The sequence below is a fragment of the Alteromonas sp. ABM1_013 genome (assembly GCF_056160505.1).
Window position 1 is genome coordinate 894,884 of sequence record NZ_JBSWXH010000001.1, and the last position, 15,800, is coordinate 910,683.

At 44.6% G+C, this 15,800-nt stretch carries 14 protein-coding genes; 9 read left to right on the top strand and 5 right to left on the bottom strand.

The genetic code is table 11. The annotated features are described in order from the left end of the window. Positions 1 to 20: 20 nt before the first annotated feature. Together ACXAGK_RS03795 and ACXAGK_RS03800 are read right to left on the bottom strand one after the other, a co-directional pair. Positions 21 to 788 carry a pseudouridine synthase gene (locus ACXAGK_RS03795; protein WP_474854202.1) on the bottom strand — a complete coding sequence of 256 codons (768 nt, stop codon included), beginning with the start codon at positions 786 to 788 and terminating at the stop codon, positions 21 to 23. Further along, positions 788 to 1,348, bottom strand: a complete 561-nt coding sequence (locus tag ACXAGK_RS03800) for an Hpt domain-containing protein (protein WP_474854204.1) — start codon at positions 1,346 to 1,348, stop codon at positions 788 to 790. The genes ACXAGK_RS03795 and ACXAGK_RS03800 overlap by 1 nt, the downstream gene beginning before the upstream one ends. A gap of 336 nt (positions 1,349 to 1,684) precedes the next feature. Here ACXAGK_RS03800 and ACXAGK_RS03805 point away from each other — a divergent pair, with 336 nt between their 5' ends. From ACXAGK_RS03805 to ACXAGK_RS03830, 6 genes are all read left to right on the top strand, one after another. After that, entirely contained in the window at positions 1,685 to 4,555 is a 2,871-nt protein-coding gene (locus ACXAGK_RS03805; protein ID WP_474854206.1) for a M16 family metallopeptidase, read from the top strand. Between the two features lie 74 nt (positions 4,556 to 4,629). After that, entirely contained in the window at positions 4,630 to 6,228 is a 1,599-nt protein-coding gene (gene gshA / locus ACXAGK_RS03810; RefSeq protein ID WP_474854208.1) for a glutamate--cysteine ligase, read from the top strand. A gap of 67 nt (positions 6,229 to 6,295) precedes the next feature. Beyond that, positions 6,296 to 6,934 (top strand): transglycosylase SLT domain-containing protein, encoded by a 639-nt coding sequence (locus ACXAGK_RS03815; protein ID WP_269916053.1) that lies wholly within the window; start codon positions 6,296 to 6,298, stop codon positions 6,932 to 6,934. A 397-nt stretch (positions 6,935 to 7,331) separates the two neighbouring features. Then, on the top strand, positions 7,332 to 7,790 hold the full coding sequence (locus ACXAGK_RS03820; protein ID WP_474854210.1) for a hypothetical protein: 459 nt from the start codon (positions 7,332 to 7,334) through the stop codon (positions 7,788 to 7,790). A 135-nt stretch (positions 7,791 to 7,925) separates the two neighbouring features. After that, the gene (locus tag ACXAGK_RS03825; protein WP_474854212.1) at positions 7,926 to 8,345 is read left to right on the top strand and encodes a hypothetical protein; all 420 of its coding nucleotides are present in this window, start codon (positions 7,926 to 7,928) and stop codon (positions 8,343 to 8,345) included. A gap of 189 nt (positions 8,346 to 8,534) precedes the next feature. Then, positions 8,535 to 8,660, top strand: a complete 126-nt coding sequence (locus tag ACXAGK_RS03830; RefSeq protein WP_474831331.1) for a hypothetical protein — start codon at positions 8,535 to 8,537, stop codon at positions 8,658 to 8,660. A gap of 20 nt (positions 8,661 to 8,680) precedes the next feature. Here ACXAGK_RS03830 and smrB read toward each other — a convergent pair whose 3' ends face one another. Further along, positions 8,681 to 9,331, bottom strand: coding sequence for an endonuclease SmrB (gene smrB / locus ACXAGK_RS03835; RefSeq protein WP_474854213.1), 651 nt, complete (start codon positions 9,329 to 9,331; stop codon positions 8,681 to 8,683). A 152-nt stretch (positions 9,332 to 9,483) separates the two neighbouring features. Here smrB and prmB point away from each other — a divergent pair, with 152 nt between their 5' ends. The 3 genes from prmB (at position 9,484) to ACXAGK_RS03850 (ending at position 12,895) form a co-directional block, all read left to right on the top strand. Then, positions 9,484 to 10,419 (top strand): 50S ribosomal protein L3 N(5)-glutamine methyltransferase, encoded by a 936-nt coding sequence (prmB, locus tag ACXAGK_RS03840; protein WP_474854482.1) that lies wholly within the window; start codon positions 9,484 to 9,486, stop codon positions 10,417 to 10,419. Positions 10,420 to 10,428: 9 nt separating this feature from the next. Then, positions 10,429 to 11,526 carry a chorismate synthase gene (aroC, locus tag ACXAGK_RS03845; protein ID WP_474854215.1) on the top strand — a complete coding sequence of 366 codons (1,098 nt, stop codon included), beginning with the start codon at positions 10,429 to 10,431 and terminating at the stop codon, positions 11,524 to 11,526. 151 nt (positions 11,527 to 11,677) lie between these two features. Further along, positions 11,678 to 12,895 (top strand): MFS transporter, encoded by a 1,218-nt coding sequence (locus tag ACXAGK_RS03850; RefSeq protein ID WP_474854217.1) that lies wholly within the window; start codon positions 11,678 to 11,680, stop codon positions 12,893 to 12,895. Positions 12,896 to 12,923: 28 nt separating this feature from the next. On the opposite strand, the gene ACXAGK_RS03855 is transcribed toward ACXAGK_RS03850, so the two are convergent. Continuing rightward, the gene (locus ACXAGK_RS03855; RefSeq protein WP_474854219.1) at positions 12,924 to 14,471 is read right to left on the bottom strand and encodes a SpoVR family protein; all 1,548 of its coding nucleotides are present in this window, start codon (positions 14,469 to 14,471) and stop codon (positions 12,924 to 12,926) included. Position 14,472: 1 nt separating this feature from the next. Then, positions 14,473 to 15,759, bottom strand: coding sequence for a YeaH/YhbH family protein (locus tag ACXAGK_RS03860; protein WP_474854221.1), 1,287 nt, complete (start codon positions 15,757 to 15,759; stop codon positions 14,473 to 14,475). Positions 15,760 to 15,800: the final 41 nt, after the last annotated feature.

Genomic DNA, 15,800 nt, shown 5'->3' on the forward strand with positions numbered 1-15,800 from the left:
TTATGCGGAACTGGCTTAACTCAACAATGCTCTTTAACAGATGCAGACATAAAGCGCGCTGGTATTGACGGCCATGGATAAGTTTCCGGCGCATTAAGTTCCTTGACCCAAGCTTGCACGTCTTCTTGGTTAATTACTTCGCCTGTATCAAAAGGGGCGGTTACCGCTAATTCACCTTTTGATAAAGGAAGGCGCAAATGCCAAGCATGAAGGTAGAGCCTGTCTGATGCCGCGCCGCCGTAAAGTGTATCACCTAAAATAGGGGCCCCAATGCTTTTAAGCGCGACTCTAATTTGATGGGTTTTCCCTGAATGAGGTTTAACGACGAAACCACGAGTGCCGGGTTTAGCCGCGCTACTGAAAAACTGAGTTATCGCTGGGCTTTCCTGAGTTTTAAGCAAAATACGCTGGCCGCCGCGACGATTTTTCATATCACCGATTATCGTGCCCTGTTTCTTTTTAGGTTTGTTATCGCTCAAGGCTAGGTAGTATTTGCTGACCCGTCTTGATGAAAAAAGCTCGCCGATTTCTGCCGCCACTGTGGCGTTTTTAGCCAGACACAAACAACCTGAGGTACCGGTATCTAAACGGTGACAAAGGTGCAATTCTTTAACGGCGAGCTGCTTTTTTAAAACAGTAACAATGCCGTCTACCTTTCCTGCTTTAATACCTTCAGTTGTTTCTTGTTCTACGCCAGCGTCATTACCAGCGTCATGCATGGCAACGCCAACAGGCTTATTAACGACAATAAGCTCAGCGTTTTCAAAGAGGATAGGGATGTGCAGCACTAGCTATTTTCTAACTCTTCGATAGCTTCTTCATAATCTAGCTCGTCAACCGCATCGATAATAGCCGTGCGTTTTTCTTGCGGTAAGGCAAGGGCGTCTAGCCATTCGTCTAACTTATCCTGCGCAATAAACTCACTGGCTTTCAGTGCCGCTAACAATTGCTTTCGAGCTTGCTCAGCGGCAGCGCCATTTGCAGGGGCAGAAGCGGTAACTTCTGGCTCTTTGATGAGCGCATCTACCGAGGTAATGGTCTCATTTAGCACAGCGACAAACGCAGGGTATTCATCAGCTACTTGTCTGTCATTTCGAAAGCTGGCTTCAACCGGCTTGCTTGCGTTGTGAAGCGCAAACATACCAAGATTTCCCGTCACTCCCTTAAGGGTATGAACAAGTGAATAAGCCTCAGTGAAGTCACCCTTTGCTATATGCGCTTGTAAGTCAGCATCAAGAGAACGGTATTCGTCCGTGAACTTACCTAGTAGGGTGAACAACAGTTTTTTGTTACCACTTAACTGTGACATTCCGAAGTCTATATCAAGTACTGTTGTTGACTGATCCATACATCTATCCTTTTATTTCGCAACTTCTTTCCGGACAATTTCTAGTCCGAACGCAAACCATTTGTCAGTTCATTCGTACCACTTAACGAATTCAACTGGCTAAAGCCTTTATTACTAAAGACTATGAAGTGTAAGTGTATTTCAGAAATACACAAATTAATACAATCATAGCAAAGTCGAAGCAAGTAAAGCGTTAAAAAGTCTGGTAGTCTTCGAAAATTCGCTCGCGCTTTTAAAATCGCAACTTCATTCTTGACCGTAGAGTTAAGTGGTTACGTCAAAGTGAAGTTAGAGTGAAGGCGAGTGAAAACATGTAGTAATTGAAAAGGAATCATCATGTCAGGAAAACTGACCCTTCGTACCCTCTTTATGGCCATAGGCGTCATTGCAGTATCAGCGTGTCAGCACGTGCAGGAAGAACAGGCGAATAGTAAATTAGATACCGCCGCAACTACATCAAATAGCGTATCTATTCCTTATGAAAAATATACGCTTAGTAACGGGCTGACCGTCATCCTTCACGAAGACCATTCAGATCCGCTGGTTCATGTCGATGTAACCTATCACGTCGGTTCGGCACGAGAAGAAATTGGTAAATCCGGCTTTGCCCATTTTTTCGAACACATGATGTTTCAAGGATCAAAACACGTTGCTGATGAGCAGCATTTTAAAGTTATTACAGAATCTGGCGGCAATTTAAACGGCACGACAAATACCGATCGCACTAACTACTTTGAGACTGTGCCGGCAAACCAGTTAGAAAAAGTGTTATGGCTTGAGTCTGACAGAATGGGCTACTTGCTAGAAGCCGTAGACCAAACCAAATTTGAAAATCAAAGAGAGACAGTTAAAAACGAACGCGCACAACGGGTGGACAACCAGCCTTACGGGTTGCGTTTTGAGCTTAATGGCGAAGCGCTATACCCTGAAGGTCACCCGTATTCGTGGATGACCATTGGTTATGTAGAAGACTTAGATCGGGTAGACGTAAACGACCTGAAAGCCTTCTTTAAGCGCTGGTATGGCCCTAACAATGCTGTGCTAACCATTGGGGGCGATATCGATGTAGCTAAAACTAAAGCTTGGGTGAAGAAATACTTCGGCGAAATACCAGCGGGCCCCGCAGTAGAAGAGCCTGAGCCGCAGCCGGTGACGTTAAACGAAACCCGTTATGTAACGTTAGAAGATAAAGTCCATCTTCCGCTTCTTCAAATAACCTACCCCACGGTATACGGTCGTCATGAAGATGAAGCGCCGCTAGATGTTTTAGCCGATATTTTAGGTGGTGGTAAAACGTCATTGTTTTATAAAAACTTAGTAAAAGAGGGTATGGCAGTGCAGGCCGTGGTGTCTCACCCTTGCCGTGAACTCGCCTGTGAATTTCAGCTACTTGCCTTGGCTAATCCTGCAAAAATCACCTCGCTCTCAACACTTCAAAATGTGCTGAGTGAAACACTTAAAGAGTTTGAAACAAGAGGTGTCACCACCGATGATTTGGCGCGAACAAAAGGTAAAATTGAAGCGCGTACGGTGTTTGGCTTACAAAGTGTGTCTGGCAAAGTGTCAGCCCTTGCTGCTAACGAAACTTTTTATCAAACGCCCGATTTAATAGCTGAAGATATTGAGCGCTATAACGCGGTAACGGCTGAAGACATCATGCGCGTTTATAACAAGTATATTAAAGATGCCAACAGCGTAGTGCTAAGTGTAGTGCCAAAAGGGCAGGTGCAACTTGCTGCAGCCGAGCAGAACTTTGAGCGCCCAGTAAGAAATATTGAGATAGAAACCGCAGAGGTTACAAATGAGGAAGCCTTTACCAGCGCAGCATCAAGTTTCGATAGAAGCGAAATGCCAGAAGCTGGCGAGGCACCAGTTGTTGAAGTCCCTGATTATTGGGAAGCTGAACTAGCTAACGGTATAGAAATGCTTGGCGTTACCAGTGCTGAAACACCAACGGTAACGTTAACTCTAGGCATGGATGGTGGCATGTTGCTAGACCCTGAAGGTAAAGCTGGAACGGCTTATCTGACGGCTTTGCTAATGAATGAAACTACAAAAAATTACAGTAACGAAGAATTAGCTAACGAGCTTGCTAAGCTGGGAAGTGCTATCCGATTCAGCACTGCTGGTAGGTACTCGCAAGTCTATGTATCAACATTAACTAAGCATTTAGATGAAACCTTAGCACTGTTAAAAGAAAAGTTGTTTAACCCCGCGTTTACGCAAGAAGACTTCAACCGCATGAAAGAGCGTGTTGTGCAGGGGTTACAGCAGCAAGCCAAAACGCCTTCAAGCCTGGCGCGTCGTGCACGAGATCTCATCTTGTTTGGAGAACAGAATCGCGTAAGCCTGCCTGACGAAGGTACATTAGAATCAGTACAAAACATCACGTTAGAAGACGTTAAAGCGTTTTATGCTAATTATTACTCACCTGATAAAGCGAGTATTGTTGTTGTCGGTAACTTACCGAAAGATGCTATGGTGAATACTTTAGATTTCATCGGTAAGTGGCAAGGTAAAACCTATGAGTTCGCTGATTACAGTGACTTCCCTAAGTATGAAGAAAATCAGATATTCCTGATAGACAGCCCAGAAGCGGTACAGTCAGTGGTATATCTAGTCGATCGAAGTCTACCTTTTGATGCAACAGGCGATCACTTTAAGTCCCGCCTTATGAACTTTCCGTTAGGTGGGGCATTTAATAGCCGTATAAATCTTAACTTGCGAGAAGATAAAGGTTTCACCTACGGAGCAAACAGCGGCTTTGTGGGTGGTAAAACACTTGGTTGGTTTGAAGCAAGTACCGACTTAACCGCTGCCAATACAGGTGAAGGCATTTCTGAAATTCTTAAAGAAATTAATCGCTACCGCACCAAGGGAGTGAATGAAGAAGAAATAGCCTTTATGCGCAATGCCTTTACGCTAAGTGATGCGTTAGAATTTGAAACGCCTGCTAGCAAAGCACGCTTTCTAAGACAGCTGCTTAGTTACGATTTGGAGAAAGGCTATCGTGAAGAGCAGCTTACTATTATCAACAATATTGATAAGGAAACGATGGATGCGCTAGCGAAGCAATATTTGAATCTCGATAAGATGCAAATTATTGTAGTAGGTGATAAAGCTAAAATTTTGCCTCAGTTAGACGCGCTATCGATGCCAATTATCGAATTATCAGTAGAGAGTAATACCCGAGAAACGTTAAACTGATAGATTGATTTTTGTTGAATTTACACTATTGCCCCCCATAACAGGGGGCAATATTGACATAACGGACCACCATTTTGACTGTAGACTCATCCCGTTTTGAAGCGCGCATTGCTGCGCTTAAGTCACCCGAGTTCTTAGCTGCGCTAAAAGACATTAAGCGCGGAGTAGAGCGTGAAGCCCTTCGCATAAACCCAAATGGTACGTTGGCGCAAACGCCTCATCCTAAACCTCTGGGCTCTGCACTGACTCACGATTCAATAACTACAGACTTTTCTGAATCACTGCTTGAGTTCATTACACCGCCAGAGAATAGCGCAGCCAAAACCATCAATCAGTTAAAAGATATCCATAAATTCGTTATCGATAACATTGGTGACGAGCAGATATGGCCACTAAGCATGCCGTGTTTCATCGAAGATGAAGCCGACATTCCTATCGCTTACTTTGGTGAGTCAAATGTAGGAAAAATGAAGCGGGTGTACCGCATAGGGCTTAAAAACCGTTATGGCAGTATGATGCAGGCTATTGCTGGCGTTCATTTTAACTTTTCTCTACCTGATAGCTTTTGGAAACTATGGGCTGAACTGAACGGAAAAGAATATTCGCAAGACCAGGTTTCAGCGGATTATTTTGGGTTAATTCGCAACTATCGTCGCCTTTGTTGGCTAATACCTTATCTTTATGGCGCATCTCCTGCACTTTGTGGTTCATTCCTGAAAGGTAAAAAGCACGCCTTGCCGTTTGAGAAAGTGGGTAAAGGTACAGTTTACATGCCTTATGCCACGTGCCTTCGAATGAGTGACTTAGGCTACACCAGTGCCGAGCAATCGTCCCTTAAAATCTGTTACAACCAGCTCGACAACTACGTCAAGCTGTTGCGGGATGCCATGAATACGCCGTCTACGCGCTTCAGCCAGTTTGCTGCTGGGGATGAGGGCAATTATCAGCAGCTTAGCCGTAATATTATTCAGATTGAAAATGAGCTGTACTCGCCTATACGACCCAAGCAGCCTACTAAGTCAATGGAAAAACCAACAGACGCTTTGGTTCGCCGCGGTATCAATTACATTGAAGTGCGAGCGCTAGACGTTAATCCGTTTTCGGCAGTGGGTATTTCACAAACCCAGTTTGACTTCTTAGATGTATTTTTGGTTGCGTGTCTATTATTGCCAAGTGCTGAGCTTGATGAAACACAGCTTAACGAAGCTAAAGAGAATATGAACCGAGTAGTACTAGAAGGGAGAAATCCAAATCTAGTGCTACAAAATGGTGGCGTGGATATCACATTACCCCAGTGGTGTACTTCGCTGTTTGAGTCTTTCGAGCAGGCCGCTGAATTACTTGATATGGCTAACGATACTTCTCGCTACGGTGAAGCAGTAAAAACTGAATTTGCCAAAGTACAAGACCCCGATTTAACGCCGTCAGGCAAACTGCTTTCTATGCTTTTAGAAGACGACAAAGACAATGGAGTGCTAGGGTTAGAACTTGCTCGGGCTTATCAATCTGAGATGAAGTCTTTTGAATATGCGGATACCGACGCGGCAGGATTCGCTGCCCAAGCGGAAGTCTCATTTGCTGCTCAAAAAGAAGTAGAAGCGGCTGATGTGAAAGACTTCGATACATTCATACGTGATTATTTCGCTGAGGCTCCAGCAAAAAAAAATGCCTGACATAGGTCAGGCATTAAAAGGTTCCAGGGAAACACACATTTTACTAGAACATTAGTTAAGACAAGTTATGAACCAAAAGTTCAAAAAACTGGTTGTTTTTTTATCAACTCTCATCGTTCTTTTTCCACTGTTTATCGCTGGGTGCGCAACTACGCCTCCTAAAGACATCAGTAATTTGTGCGAAATATTCTACGAAAAGGACGATTGGTATGATGCAGCTGCTGACGCCAGAGATAAGTGGGGCGTGCCCATTCATGTGCCTATGGCCATGATGTATCAGGAAAGCTCCTTCCGTCACGATGCACTACCACCTCGCGATTATGTGTTCTTCGGGCTTATCCCTTGGGGGCGTGTGAGTTCAGCTTATGGTTATTCACAGGCTAAAACGCCTACTTGGGCAGACTACATGCGCGAGACTGATAATAGTGGTGCGGATAGGGATGATTTTGAAGATGCCATCGATTTTATGGGTTGGTTTATCTACAAATCGCAAAAAGTGAACGGTATTTCTAAATGGGACGCCTATGCACAATACCTAAACTATCACGAAGGGTGGGGCGGCTATAAGCGCAGAAGCTATGACAGAAAACCTTGGCTTAAGAAAGTGGCGTCAAAAGTAAAAGCCCGTTCTTTGCGTTACGCGACACAACTGAAGACCTGCGAAGAGGATCTTCAAAAAGGTTGGTTTATGAAGCTGTTTAGCTAGCTTTTAGAAGCGAATATTTATTTAGTATTTAAGACGCGACTTTTAAGTCGCGTTTTTTATGTCAGTAAGAGACTGAGTATCGAGAAGTAGTGAATGAAAACAACACGGCAATAGTCATTGAGGCAGATGAAAAAATGAGGGATAGACGGGCGTCTATCCCTCAGCGACGCTAAGCCAAGACCGTTTTTTACCCAACGTCGAACAGGCATTTACAAGATAATGTAAATGATAATGATTTGCAATAGTCTTTTGGTGTTATTTTAATATTCTTTAAATATCGATGTTTTCGTCATTCTTTTTGAATTTTGGTTTGTAGGCGAAATTTAGATTGTTGAATTATACTTCAATGTGACTAGCGTTTTTTAAACAGGTAAAAGCGAGCAGCGGTAGCAATTTTATGGAAAGTGAAAAATTTGGCGCACACGGCGATGTTAAAGCTCACTTCGTAGAGGACAGACGGATACTAACTATCGATCTCAACGGCCCTTTCAATTTAGAGTTTATCCGCAAATATCAACGTGTGGTGGGCGCAGAAAGAAGAAAGATTAATGCTCCTCGTTGGGCAAGCCTAGTTAATATTTACGGCTTGGCGCTTGCGCCCCTAGAAGGTACAGCAGATGCGCAACTGATAGTAGAGGAAGCTGTGGACTCAGGGCTTGTTGCCACCGCTGTAGTGCTTCATGAACCAGAGGGACTCGCACTGCAGCAAAAGTTTTGGTCTAGAATTTACGATGCATCCACAATACCTTTCCAGTTTTTTAGTGAAGCACCTAAAGCCTCAGAGTGGTTGAGCGAGAAAATTACTTCTGGTATGCGCGCGAAGGGCATTTATCAAAACAACAACATTATTCGGTAAGGGATACAAGGTACGAGCAGACCGAACTCATTCGTTTTCTCGGTTTCTATCTTTGAAATCATTTCCTTTTCATTAAATGATCTAAGCATCAAAACACTTCTTATCAATTCTATAAAGGCATAACAGGAGGTAGCCATGGTAGGAAGTCAGCATCAATATCGTTTTTTCAACGTCAATGAGGTGCTATTTGATATCCCAAGCAGGGTATACGACGACAGAGCGGTAGACGACTGGTTTGCGGCAATTGTTAAAGAAGGGAGAAAGAGAGAACATTGGGTAATATTCTCTATCCCCGATAAAAGTTTAACTGTCACCCATACCGTAGCAAAACAACTCTGTAGTCGTCTGCCTTATTTAAAGTCTTACGGTTGCCTTGGCTTTTTACTTTTATCGACACACACTAACGCAAAAATTTTTCAACACAGTTTAAAATCTACGCCTTCTAACTTTGACGTGAAAGTGAGTGAGTCGATGGAAACACTCTGTAGGACTGCTGAGTTGATGCTAGGGAATGAAAACGAGCTCAATATCTTTAACCGATTTGGGTCGAGATAATGTAAAGCGCTCGGTATGCCTGCGCTCTAATTACCCTAACAAAATATAAATGTTAAAATGACAACCTCAATTTGACCTAGATCAAGCATACTAAAAGTTGCCGAAAGGCTAATTTTCGCTATTGATCTAGATCACAATCGCTAACACCAGTCTCTTCTATTATGAACTTAGTTAAAGAGGAGACTTATTATGATGTGGACTATGATGAAAGACCCAGTGGTATGGGGCTCACTATTAGGTATAGGCATTATTGTTGCGATGATGATGTATTACACCTATTTATTTATGCACAACAGTGCAGACGAGAATAAATAGACCGCACTACGCAGCATTGCCTATCGTTTGTTGTTTTGAAGCGGTACCTCAATAAGCACCAGTAGTGCAGCTTGTCCGCCGTATTCGAGAGGGGCTTGATGGAAAGCACGTACGTGTGGATGCTGGACTAAGTAATGGGGGAGGGCAGCTTTTAACACGCCCTGCCCAAAACCGTGCATCACGCAAACACAATCAATCAGTTCTTTTCTTGCCGTGTGAATAAGCGCAGCAAGCTCTGCTTTTGCCATTTCTCGGGTTAACCCATGTAAATCCAGGGTCATTTCTGGTGAGTAATCGCCGCGACGCAACTGTTTCAAAATATGCGTAGACTCACCTTCTTGGCAAAAGCGCACAGGGCCTTCTTGAGGTAGTGCTGCCTGGTACATGTCAGAAAAATTGAAACTAGCTGCAAGTTGCTTGCTGTGTTTTAGGTGTTTACCTTTTACCTGCTGCGACTTTTTAAATAATTCAACTTGCTTATCAGGTTCAACCTTATCTTGTGATAAAGGCGTCACTCCCTGCATTGCATCTGCAAATGAAAAGGTGTCTTCCTCAGCATTCGTAGACGTCTTTCCATTACGCGCACCTTCCTTTATCGCCTTGTTTGTATGGCGATTGGGTTCAGAAAGTTGCTTCTTTAATGCTCTGAGTTCTTTTTTAAAGGTTTTCATCAAATATAGCTTGGGTTAATACACTCGAGTTTAATGATTCAAAACGCCTAAATTATAACGAATAGAAAGATTCGGTACGTAGTTAATTATGTGAATCGGTATGAAGTTTGGGTATGATACCAGCTTTGAAATTTTTGATGTACCCAAACGCCATGACCGATAAGTTTTACCTTGAAGAAGCCATTGAAGATCTGCACACCCTGTTAGATATGACACGATGGGCAACCAGCCGTTTTAACGATGCGGCTTTGTATTTTGGTCATGGTACTGATAACGCGTGGGACGAAGCGACAAGCCTAGTTATGCAAGCCTTACATTTGCCTCACCCTATACTAGAGCAGGTGGGCGATAGCGTTATGGCGTCTCGCTTAACGAAAAGCGAGCGAGAGAAGATTGCAGAGCTTGTTTTAAAGCGCGTACAAACTCGCATGCCGTTGCCTTACATTACAAACGAGGCTTGGTTTTGCGGTATTCCATTTTACGTAGACGAGCGTGTGCTTATTCCACGTTCGCCGTTTGCCGAACTCATTCAAAACGAATTTGCGCCTTTTGTTGAGTCTGCGCCAAACACTATTCTCGACATGTGCACAGGCGGTGCTTGTATTGCTATTGCACTTGCTCATGCATACCCTGAAGCCCAGGTGGACGCTGTAGATATCAGCACAGATGCCTTGGAAGTGGCTGACATTAATATTCAGGAGCATGGTTTAAGCCACCGCGTGTATCCAATCCAGTCAGATCTGTTTTCAAGTTTAGAGGGGCAGAAATACGACCTTATCGTGTCCAACCCACCTTATGTTGACGCGGAAGACATGGCTGATTTGCCAGAAGAATATCATCACGAGCCTGAACGTGCCCTTGCCGCAGGCGACGACGGTTTAGACCTTGTGGACATTATGCTTAAAGATGCGCCAAATTACCTTAATGATGGCGGCTGGCTGTTCGTAGAAGTAGGCAACAGTGAAGTGCACATGAGCGAAAGGTTCCCTGGCTTAGAAGTCATTTGGCTTGAGTTTGAAAATGGTGGTTCAGGTATTTTTGCCGTGCGCAAAGACACACTCGTACAGTATTTTAGTAGTAAGGATTAATAGTTAATTATGTCAGGTAACAGCTTTGGAAAACTTTTCACTGTAACCACGTTTGGTGAAAGCCACGGCATTGCAATTGGCGGTGTAGTAGACGGTTGCCCTCCAGGACTTGAGATCACAGAAGAAGATCTTCAGGTGGATTTAGACAGACGCAAACCAGGCACTTCGCGCTATACCACAGCGCGAAGAGAAGATGACGAAGTACAAATTCTATCTGGCGTATTTGAAGGCAAGACCACAGGCACCAGCATTGGTTTGTTGATTAAAAATAAAGATCAGCGAAGCCAGGATTACGGCAATATTAAAGACCGCTTCCGCCCAGGTCATGCTGACTATACCTATGATCAAAAATACGGTAGCCGTGACTATCGCGGTGGTGGTCGCTCGTCAGCCCGCGAAACAGCTATTCGCGTAGCCGCTGGCGGTATTGCGAAAAAGTACTTGAAAGAAGTGCATGGTATCGAGGTGTTGGGTTATTTGTCTCAGCTTGGCCCTGTAACGGTAGATAAAGTTGACCATAGCGTCACCAACACTAACCCGTTCTTCTGCCCAGACGAGTCTAAGTTAGATGCGCTGGACGAATACATGCGTGATCTTAAAAAATCTGGCGACAGCATTGGCGCGAAAGTGTCGGTTGTGGCTAAAAATGTCCCTGTGGGTCTAGGCGAGCCTGTTTTCGATAGGCTGGATGCTGAAATCGCACACGCTATGATGGGCATTAACGCGGTGAAAGGCGTTGAAATTGGCGATGGCTTTGATGTTATTAATCAAAAGGGCAGTGAACATCGCGATACGTTAACGCCTGAAGGGTTTACGTCTAATCATGCCGGTGGCGTGCTAGGCGGCATTTCTACTGGTCAGGATATTGAAGTACACATGGCGCTTAAGCCAACCTCAAGCATTTCGGTACCGGGTAAAACTATCAATAAAGACAATGAAGAGATTGATATCGTCACAAAAGGACGTCACGACCCGTGTGTGGGTATCCGTGCTGTTCCTATTGCTGAAGCCATGCTGGCGCTAGTGTTAATGGATCACTTGCTACGTCACCGCGCGCAAAATGCGGGCGTGCTATCAACGACTAAGCCGATTGCAGGTCAGGCATAGGGTATATAATCGAAACACCGCAACCTTAAAACCACCACATTCACGCGGTTTACAAATACGCGCAGCACTAAAAACATGCTGCGCCAATGAATTTTACTATTCGCCACTACCCGTTTTGCGCTAGTGGCGTTTTTGTATATGGAGATGTGAATTGTCATCTAATGGTCTAAACCACGCCAAAAGCGCTGATCCAGGCGCAAACAGTAGCAAAGCTGCGCTCTTTATCCTCGCTATTACCTATTGGCTTTACTTCGGGCAACTTGGCGTGCTTGTTCCATACTTGGGGATCTTTCTCGATGGGCGGGGCTTTTCTTCTGCCGAAATTGGTGAGCTTTTTGCCGTCATTACCCTAGCGCGTATTTTGGGCCCTGGCTTGTGGGCAGGCGTTGCCGATAAAACTGGAAATGCTATAGGCGTTATGCGTTTAGGCTGCTTTCTTACGGTGCTGACTTTTAGCTCTGTCTTTTACTTCACTAGTTTCTGGGGGCTTACGCTGGCTTTCGGCCTAATGATGATGTTTTGGACAGCGGTATTGCCTCAACTTGAAGTTATCACCATGAACACGGTGGCGAAAACCAAGGCTACCTATGGGCAAATAAGGCTATGGGGAAGTGTTGGATTTATTTGTTTGACGGTAGGTGTGGGTAAGGCCCTAGATATTTTTTCTACTGATACCCCTGTGCATGCCAGTGTTGGTGTACTAGCGCTTTTATTTATAAGTACCTTGTTTATACGCGCGCCGAAAGAAGCTGCACCTGAATCTTCTACGGCGGGCAGTATTTGGAAATACGCCAAACAAAAACCTTTCGCCATCTTTATATTCGCTTCAGCGTGCTTGCAAATTAGCTTTGGTGCGTATTACGGCTTTTTCGCCCTTTACATGCGAGACCTAGACTACAGCGGACAACAAACTGGCATTTTTATCGCGCTGGGTGTACTTGCTGAAGTGGGGATTTTTCTGGTTGCCCGTAGGCTTATTAGTCAATTTGGCGTGTGGAATTTATTGTTTGTAAGTATCGCGCTCACAGGGCTTCGTTGGTATGTGATGGCGGCATTTGCTGACAGCTTTATGGTGATCGTATTAAGCCAGCTTATTCATGCATTAAGCTTTGGGTTAACCCATGCGGTATCGGTACACTTTATCCACCAGTTTTTACCTAAGGCATATCACAGCCGAGGGCAAGCCGTGTACATTAGTGTAGCCTTTGGCCTTGGCGGCGCATTTGGAAACTACATGGCGGGGCAGCAGTGGCAGCAGGGTACTAACGCCTATGAGACCTTTGTCACCGCAGCCGTTTTTGCAGCAATAGGCGCACTGTCATTACTATTGTGTTCACGAAAAGAAATGGAAAGCCCAAAAGCGGCTTAATACCTTTTTGTGAGGGCGTACCGCAGGCCTATCCCTGCGGTGCGCGTTTACACTCCGATATCACTTCAACGCCACTATCCCCATTGTCTTGCTCTAAACGTACGTCGAATTTCCATAGCCTGTGCAAGTGACGCATGACTTCATCTTTAGATTCACCAAGCGGTATACCCCGCTGTGGAATATAGCGCAGAGTCAAGGACCTATCCCCACGCACATCAACGTTGTGTACCTGAATGTTAGGCTCTAAATTACTCAAATTGTATTGGGCGGAAAGCTTCTCTTTAATAATTTGATAACCCCTTTCATCGTGGATAGCACTGACTGCGATAAAGGGTTTAGCGGTATCATCTTCAAGGGCGAATAATTTAAAATCTCGAATCACTTTTGGCGATAAAAACTGACTGATAAAGCTCTCGTCTTTAAAGTTTTGCATAGCGAAATGCACGGTTTCCAGCCAGTCCTTACCCGCAATACTGGGCAAATATTTATAGTCTTCCTCAGTAGGCGACTGACATACCCGCTTAATATCCATGAACATGGAAAAGCCAAGAGCATACGGATTGATGCCAGAGTAATAAGGGCTGTTGTACTCTGGCTGCATCACTACACTTGAATGACTGTGCAAGAACTCCATCATAAAGCGGTCGCTAACTAAGCCCTCGTCATACATTTCATTGAGAATATGGTAATGCCAGAAACAAGCCCACCCTTCGTTCATCACTTGGGTTTGTTTCTGCGGATAAAAATACTGTGAGACTTTGCGTACAATACGCACAATCTCCCGCTGCCAGGGTTCAAGTAATGGAGCGTTTTTCTCAATAAAATAGAGCAGATTTTCCTGGGGCTCTTGTGGAAAACGAATTTTCTCTTTGTGCTTGCTGTGCGGGCTATCGGGCAAGGTGCGCCAAAGCTCATTCACTTGCGATTGAAGGTAGGCTTCCCGCTCTTCCTGCCTGTTCTTTTCTTCTTGTAGCGAAATCTTCTGCGGGCGTTTGTATCGGTCAACGCCATAATTCATAAGCGCGTGGCATGAATCGAGCATGTTTTCGACCTCGTCATAACCGTACTTCTGTTCGCATTTAGCAATGTAGTTTTTAGCAAATACCAGGTAGTCGATGATAGAGCTGGCATCGGTCCAGGTTTTAAATAAGTAATTACCTTTGAAAAACGAATTGTGCCCGTAGCAGGCATGGGCCATCACCAGCGCTTGCATAGTAATGGTGTTCTCTTCCATTAAATACGCAATACAGGGGTCAGAGTTAATAACAATTTCGTAAGCCAAGCCCATTTGCCCGCGACGATATTGTTGCTCGGTTTGAATAAACTTTTTGCCAAAGCTCCAGTGCGTGTAATTAAGCGGCATACCTATGCTGGCGTAGGCATCCATCATTTGCTCTGCGGTAATGACTTCAATTTGATTGGGGTAAGTGTCTAACTTAAAATTTTTAGCGATGCGATCGATGTGCTGCTCGTACTCTTCGATAAGCGGAAATGTCCAGTCGGGCCCATCGCTTAGCAAATGTCGTTTTGATGATTTAGCCTTGCTGTTATCTGTTGCGATAGCGTCGGTTGTCATATTAGGCTCCTTGCTGCGCATCTTGTTCAGAGCGTTTGAATAGCTCTCTGAACACAGGATAGATGTCGGCCTGTGTTTGTATGTGCTTGCATACAAAGTTGTCGTGAGTGGCGGCCACTTTCTCGTATTCTCGCCACAAACTTTGGTGCTGCCTCTCGGTTATCTCGATATAGGCATAGTAACGGGTTGCGGGTAGCAGTTTAGCGGTAAGCAAGTCACGACACTGCGGCGAATCGTCAGCCCAGTTATCGCCGTCAGACGCCTGTGCTGCATAGATATTCCAGTCTCCATCGCTATAGCGCTCACGCACTACTTCATCCATTAGTTTCAAGGCACTTGAAACAATAGTGCCGCCAGTTTCTTGAGAATAGAAAAACTCCTGCTCGTCTACTTCTTTAGCCTGAGTGTGATGGCGAATGTATACCACGTCTACGTTTTCGTAAGTGCGACTTAAAAATAGATAAAGCAAAATATAGAAGCGTTTTGCCATTTCTTTAGTGGCTTGGTCCATAGAGCCAGACACATCCATTAAACAAAACATCACCGCTTTACTTGAAGGAAGCGGGCGCTTGTCGTAGTTTTTAAAGCGTAAATCAAACGTGTCGATAAAAGGCACTCGAGCTATTTTGGCTTTAAGTGCTTCAATTTCTTCTTTTAGTGCATTAATAGCCAGCGTATTGTCATGCTTGTCTTCTACAAGCAGTACCAGTTTTTCTTCAAGCTCTTTGAGTTTCTTTCTATCACTTCCACTTAGGGCAATACGCCTTGCTACAGAACCTTTGAGCGAGCGAACAATATCAAGGTTACTCGGTACGCCGTCGGTCTGATAACCTGCGCGGTAGGTTTCGAATTGGGTGACTTTGTCGAACTGATTTTTCTTTAAATTTGGAAGCGCTAAATCTTCAAATAGTAAGTCTAAATATTCGTCTTTGGATATTGAAAATACGAACTCGTCTTGCCCTTCACCCTCGTTGCTAGCGTCGCCTTCACCTGCGCCTTTACCGCCGCCACCTGGCGGTCTGTCAATTTTATCTCCTGCAGTGAATTGGTCGTTGCCGGGGTGGACAATATCTCTACTGCCGCCGCGACCGGTATGAAAAATAGGTTCAGAAATATCTCTGGCTGGAATGCTTATTTGCTCCCCAGAATCTAAGTCGGTAACAGAACGTTTTCCCACAGCATCAGATACAGCACGCTTTATTTGCTGTTTGTAACGCTTGATAAAGCGCTGGCGGTTTACCGTACTTTTGCCTTTGCTGTTTAACCTTCGGTCTATGAAATGAGCCATACACACCTGCTTGGGTTGTTGTGAACTACAAATACCGGTAC

Bases quoted from the DNA above. Each gene is read 5' to 3' on its own strand.
- ACXAGK_RS03800 (WP_474854204.1), bottom strand. From the start codon at position 1,348: ATGGATCAGTCAACAACAGTACTTGATATAGACTTCGGAATGTCACAG.
- ACXAGK_RS03805 (WP_474854206.1), top strand. From the start codon at position 1,685: ATGTCAGGAAAACTGACCCTTCGTACCCTCTTTATGGCCATAGGCGTC.
- ACXAGK_RS03815 (WP_269916053.1), top strand. From the start codon at position 6,296: ATGAACCAAAAGTTCAAAAAACTGGTTGTTTTTTTATCAACTCTCATC.
- ACXAGK_RS03820 (WP_474854210.1), top strand. From the start codon at position 7,332: ATGGAAAGTGAAAAATTTGGCGCACACGGCGATGTTAAAGCTCACTTC.
- ACXAGK_RS03825 (WP_474854212.1), top strand. From the start codon at position 7,926: ATGGTAGGAAGTCAGCATCAATATCGTTTTTTCAACGTCAATGAGGTG.
- ACXAGK_RS03830 (WP_474831331.1), top strand. From the start codon at position 8,535: ATGATGTGGACTATGATGAAAGACCCAGTGGTATGGGGCTCACTATTA.
- smrB (WP_474854213.1), bottom strand. From the start codon at position 9,331: ATGAAAACCTTTAAAAAAGAACTCAGAGCATTAAAGAAGCAACTTTCT.
- prmB (WP_474854482.1), top strand. From the start codon at position 9,484: ATGACCGATAAGTTTTACCTTGAAGAAGCCATTGAAGATCTGCACACC.
- aroC (WP_474854215.1), top strand. From the start codon at position 10,429: ATGTCAGGTAACAGCTTTGGAAAACTTTTCACTGTAACCACGTTTGGT.
- ACXAGK_RS03855 (WP_474854219.1), bottom strand. From the start codon at position 14,471: ATGACAACCGACGCTATCGCAACAGATAACAGCAAGGCTAAATCATCA.
- ACXAGK_RS03860 (WP_474854221.1), bottom strand. From the start codon at position 15,759: ATGGCTCATTTCATAGACCGAAGGTTAAACAGCAAAGGCAAAAGTACG.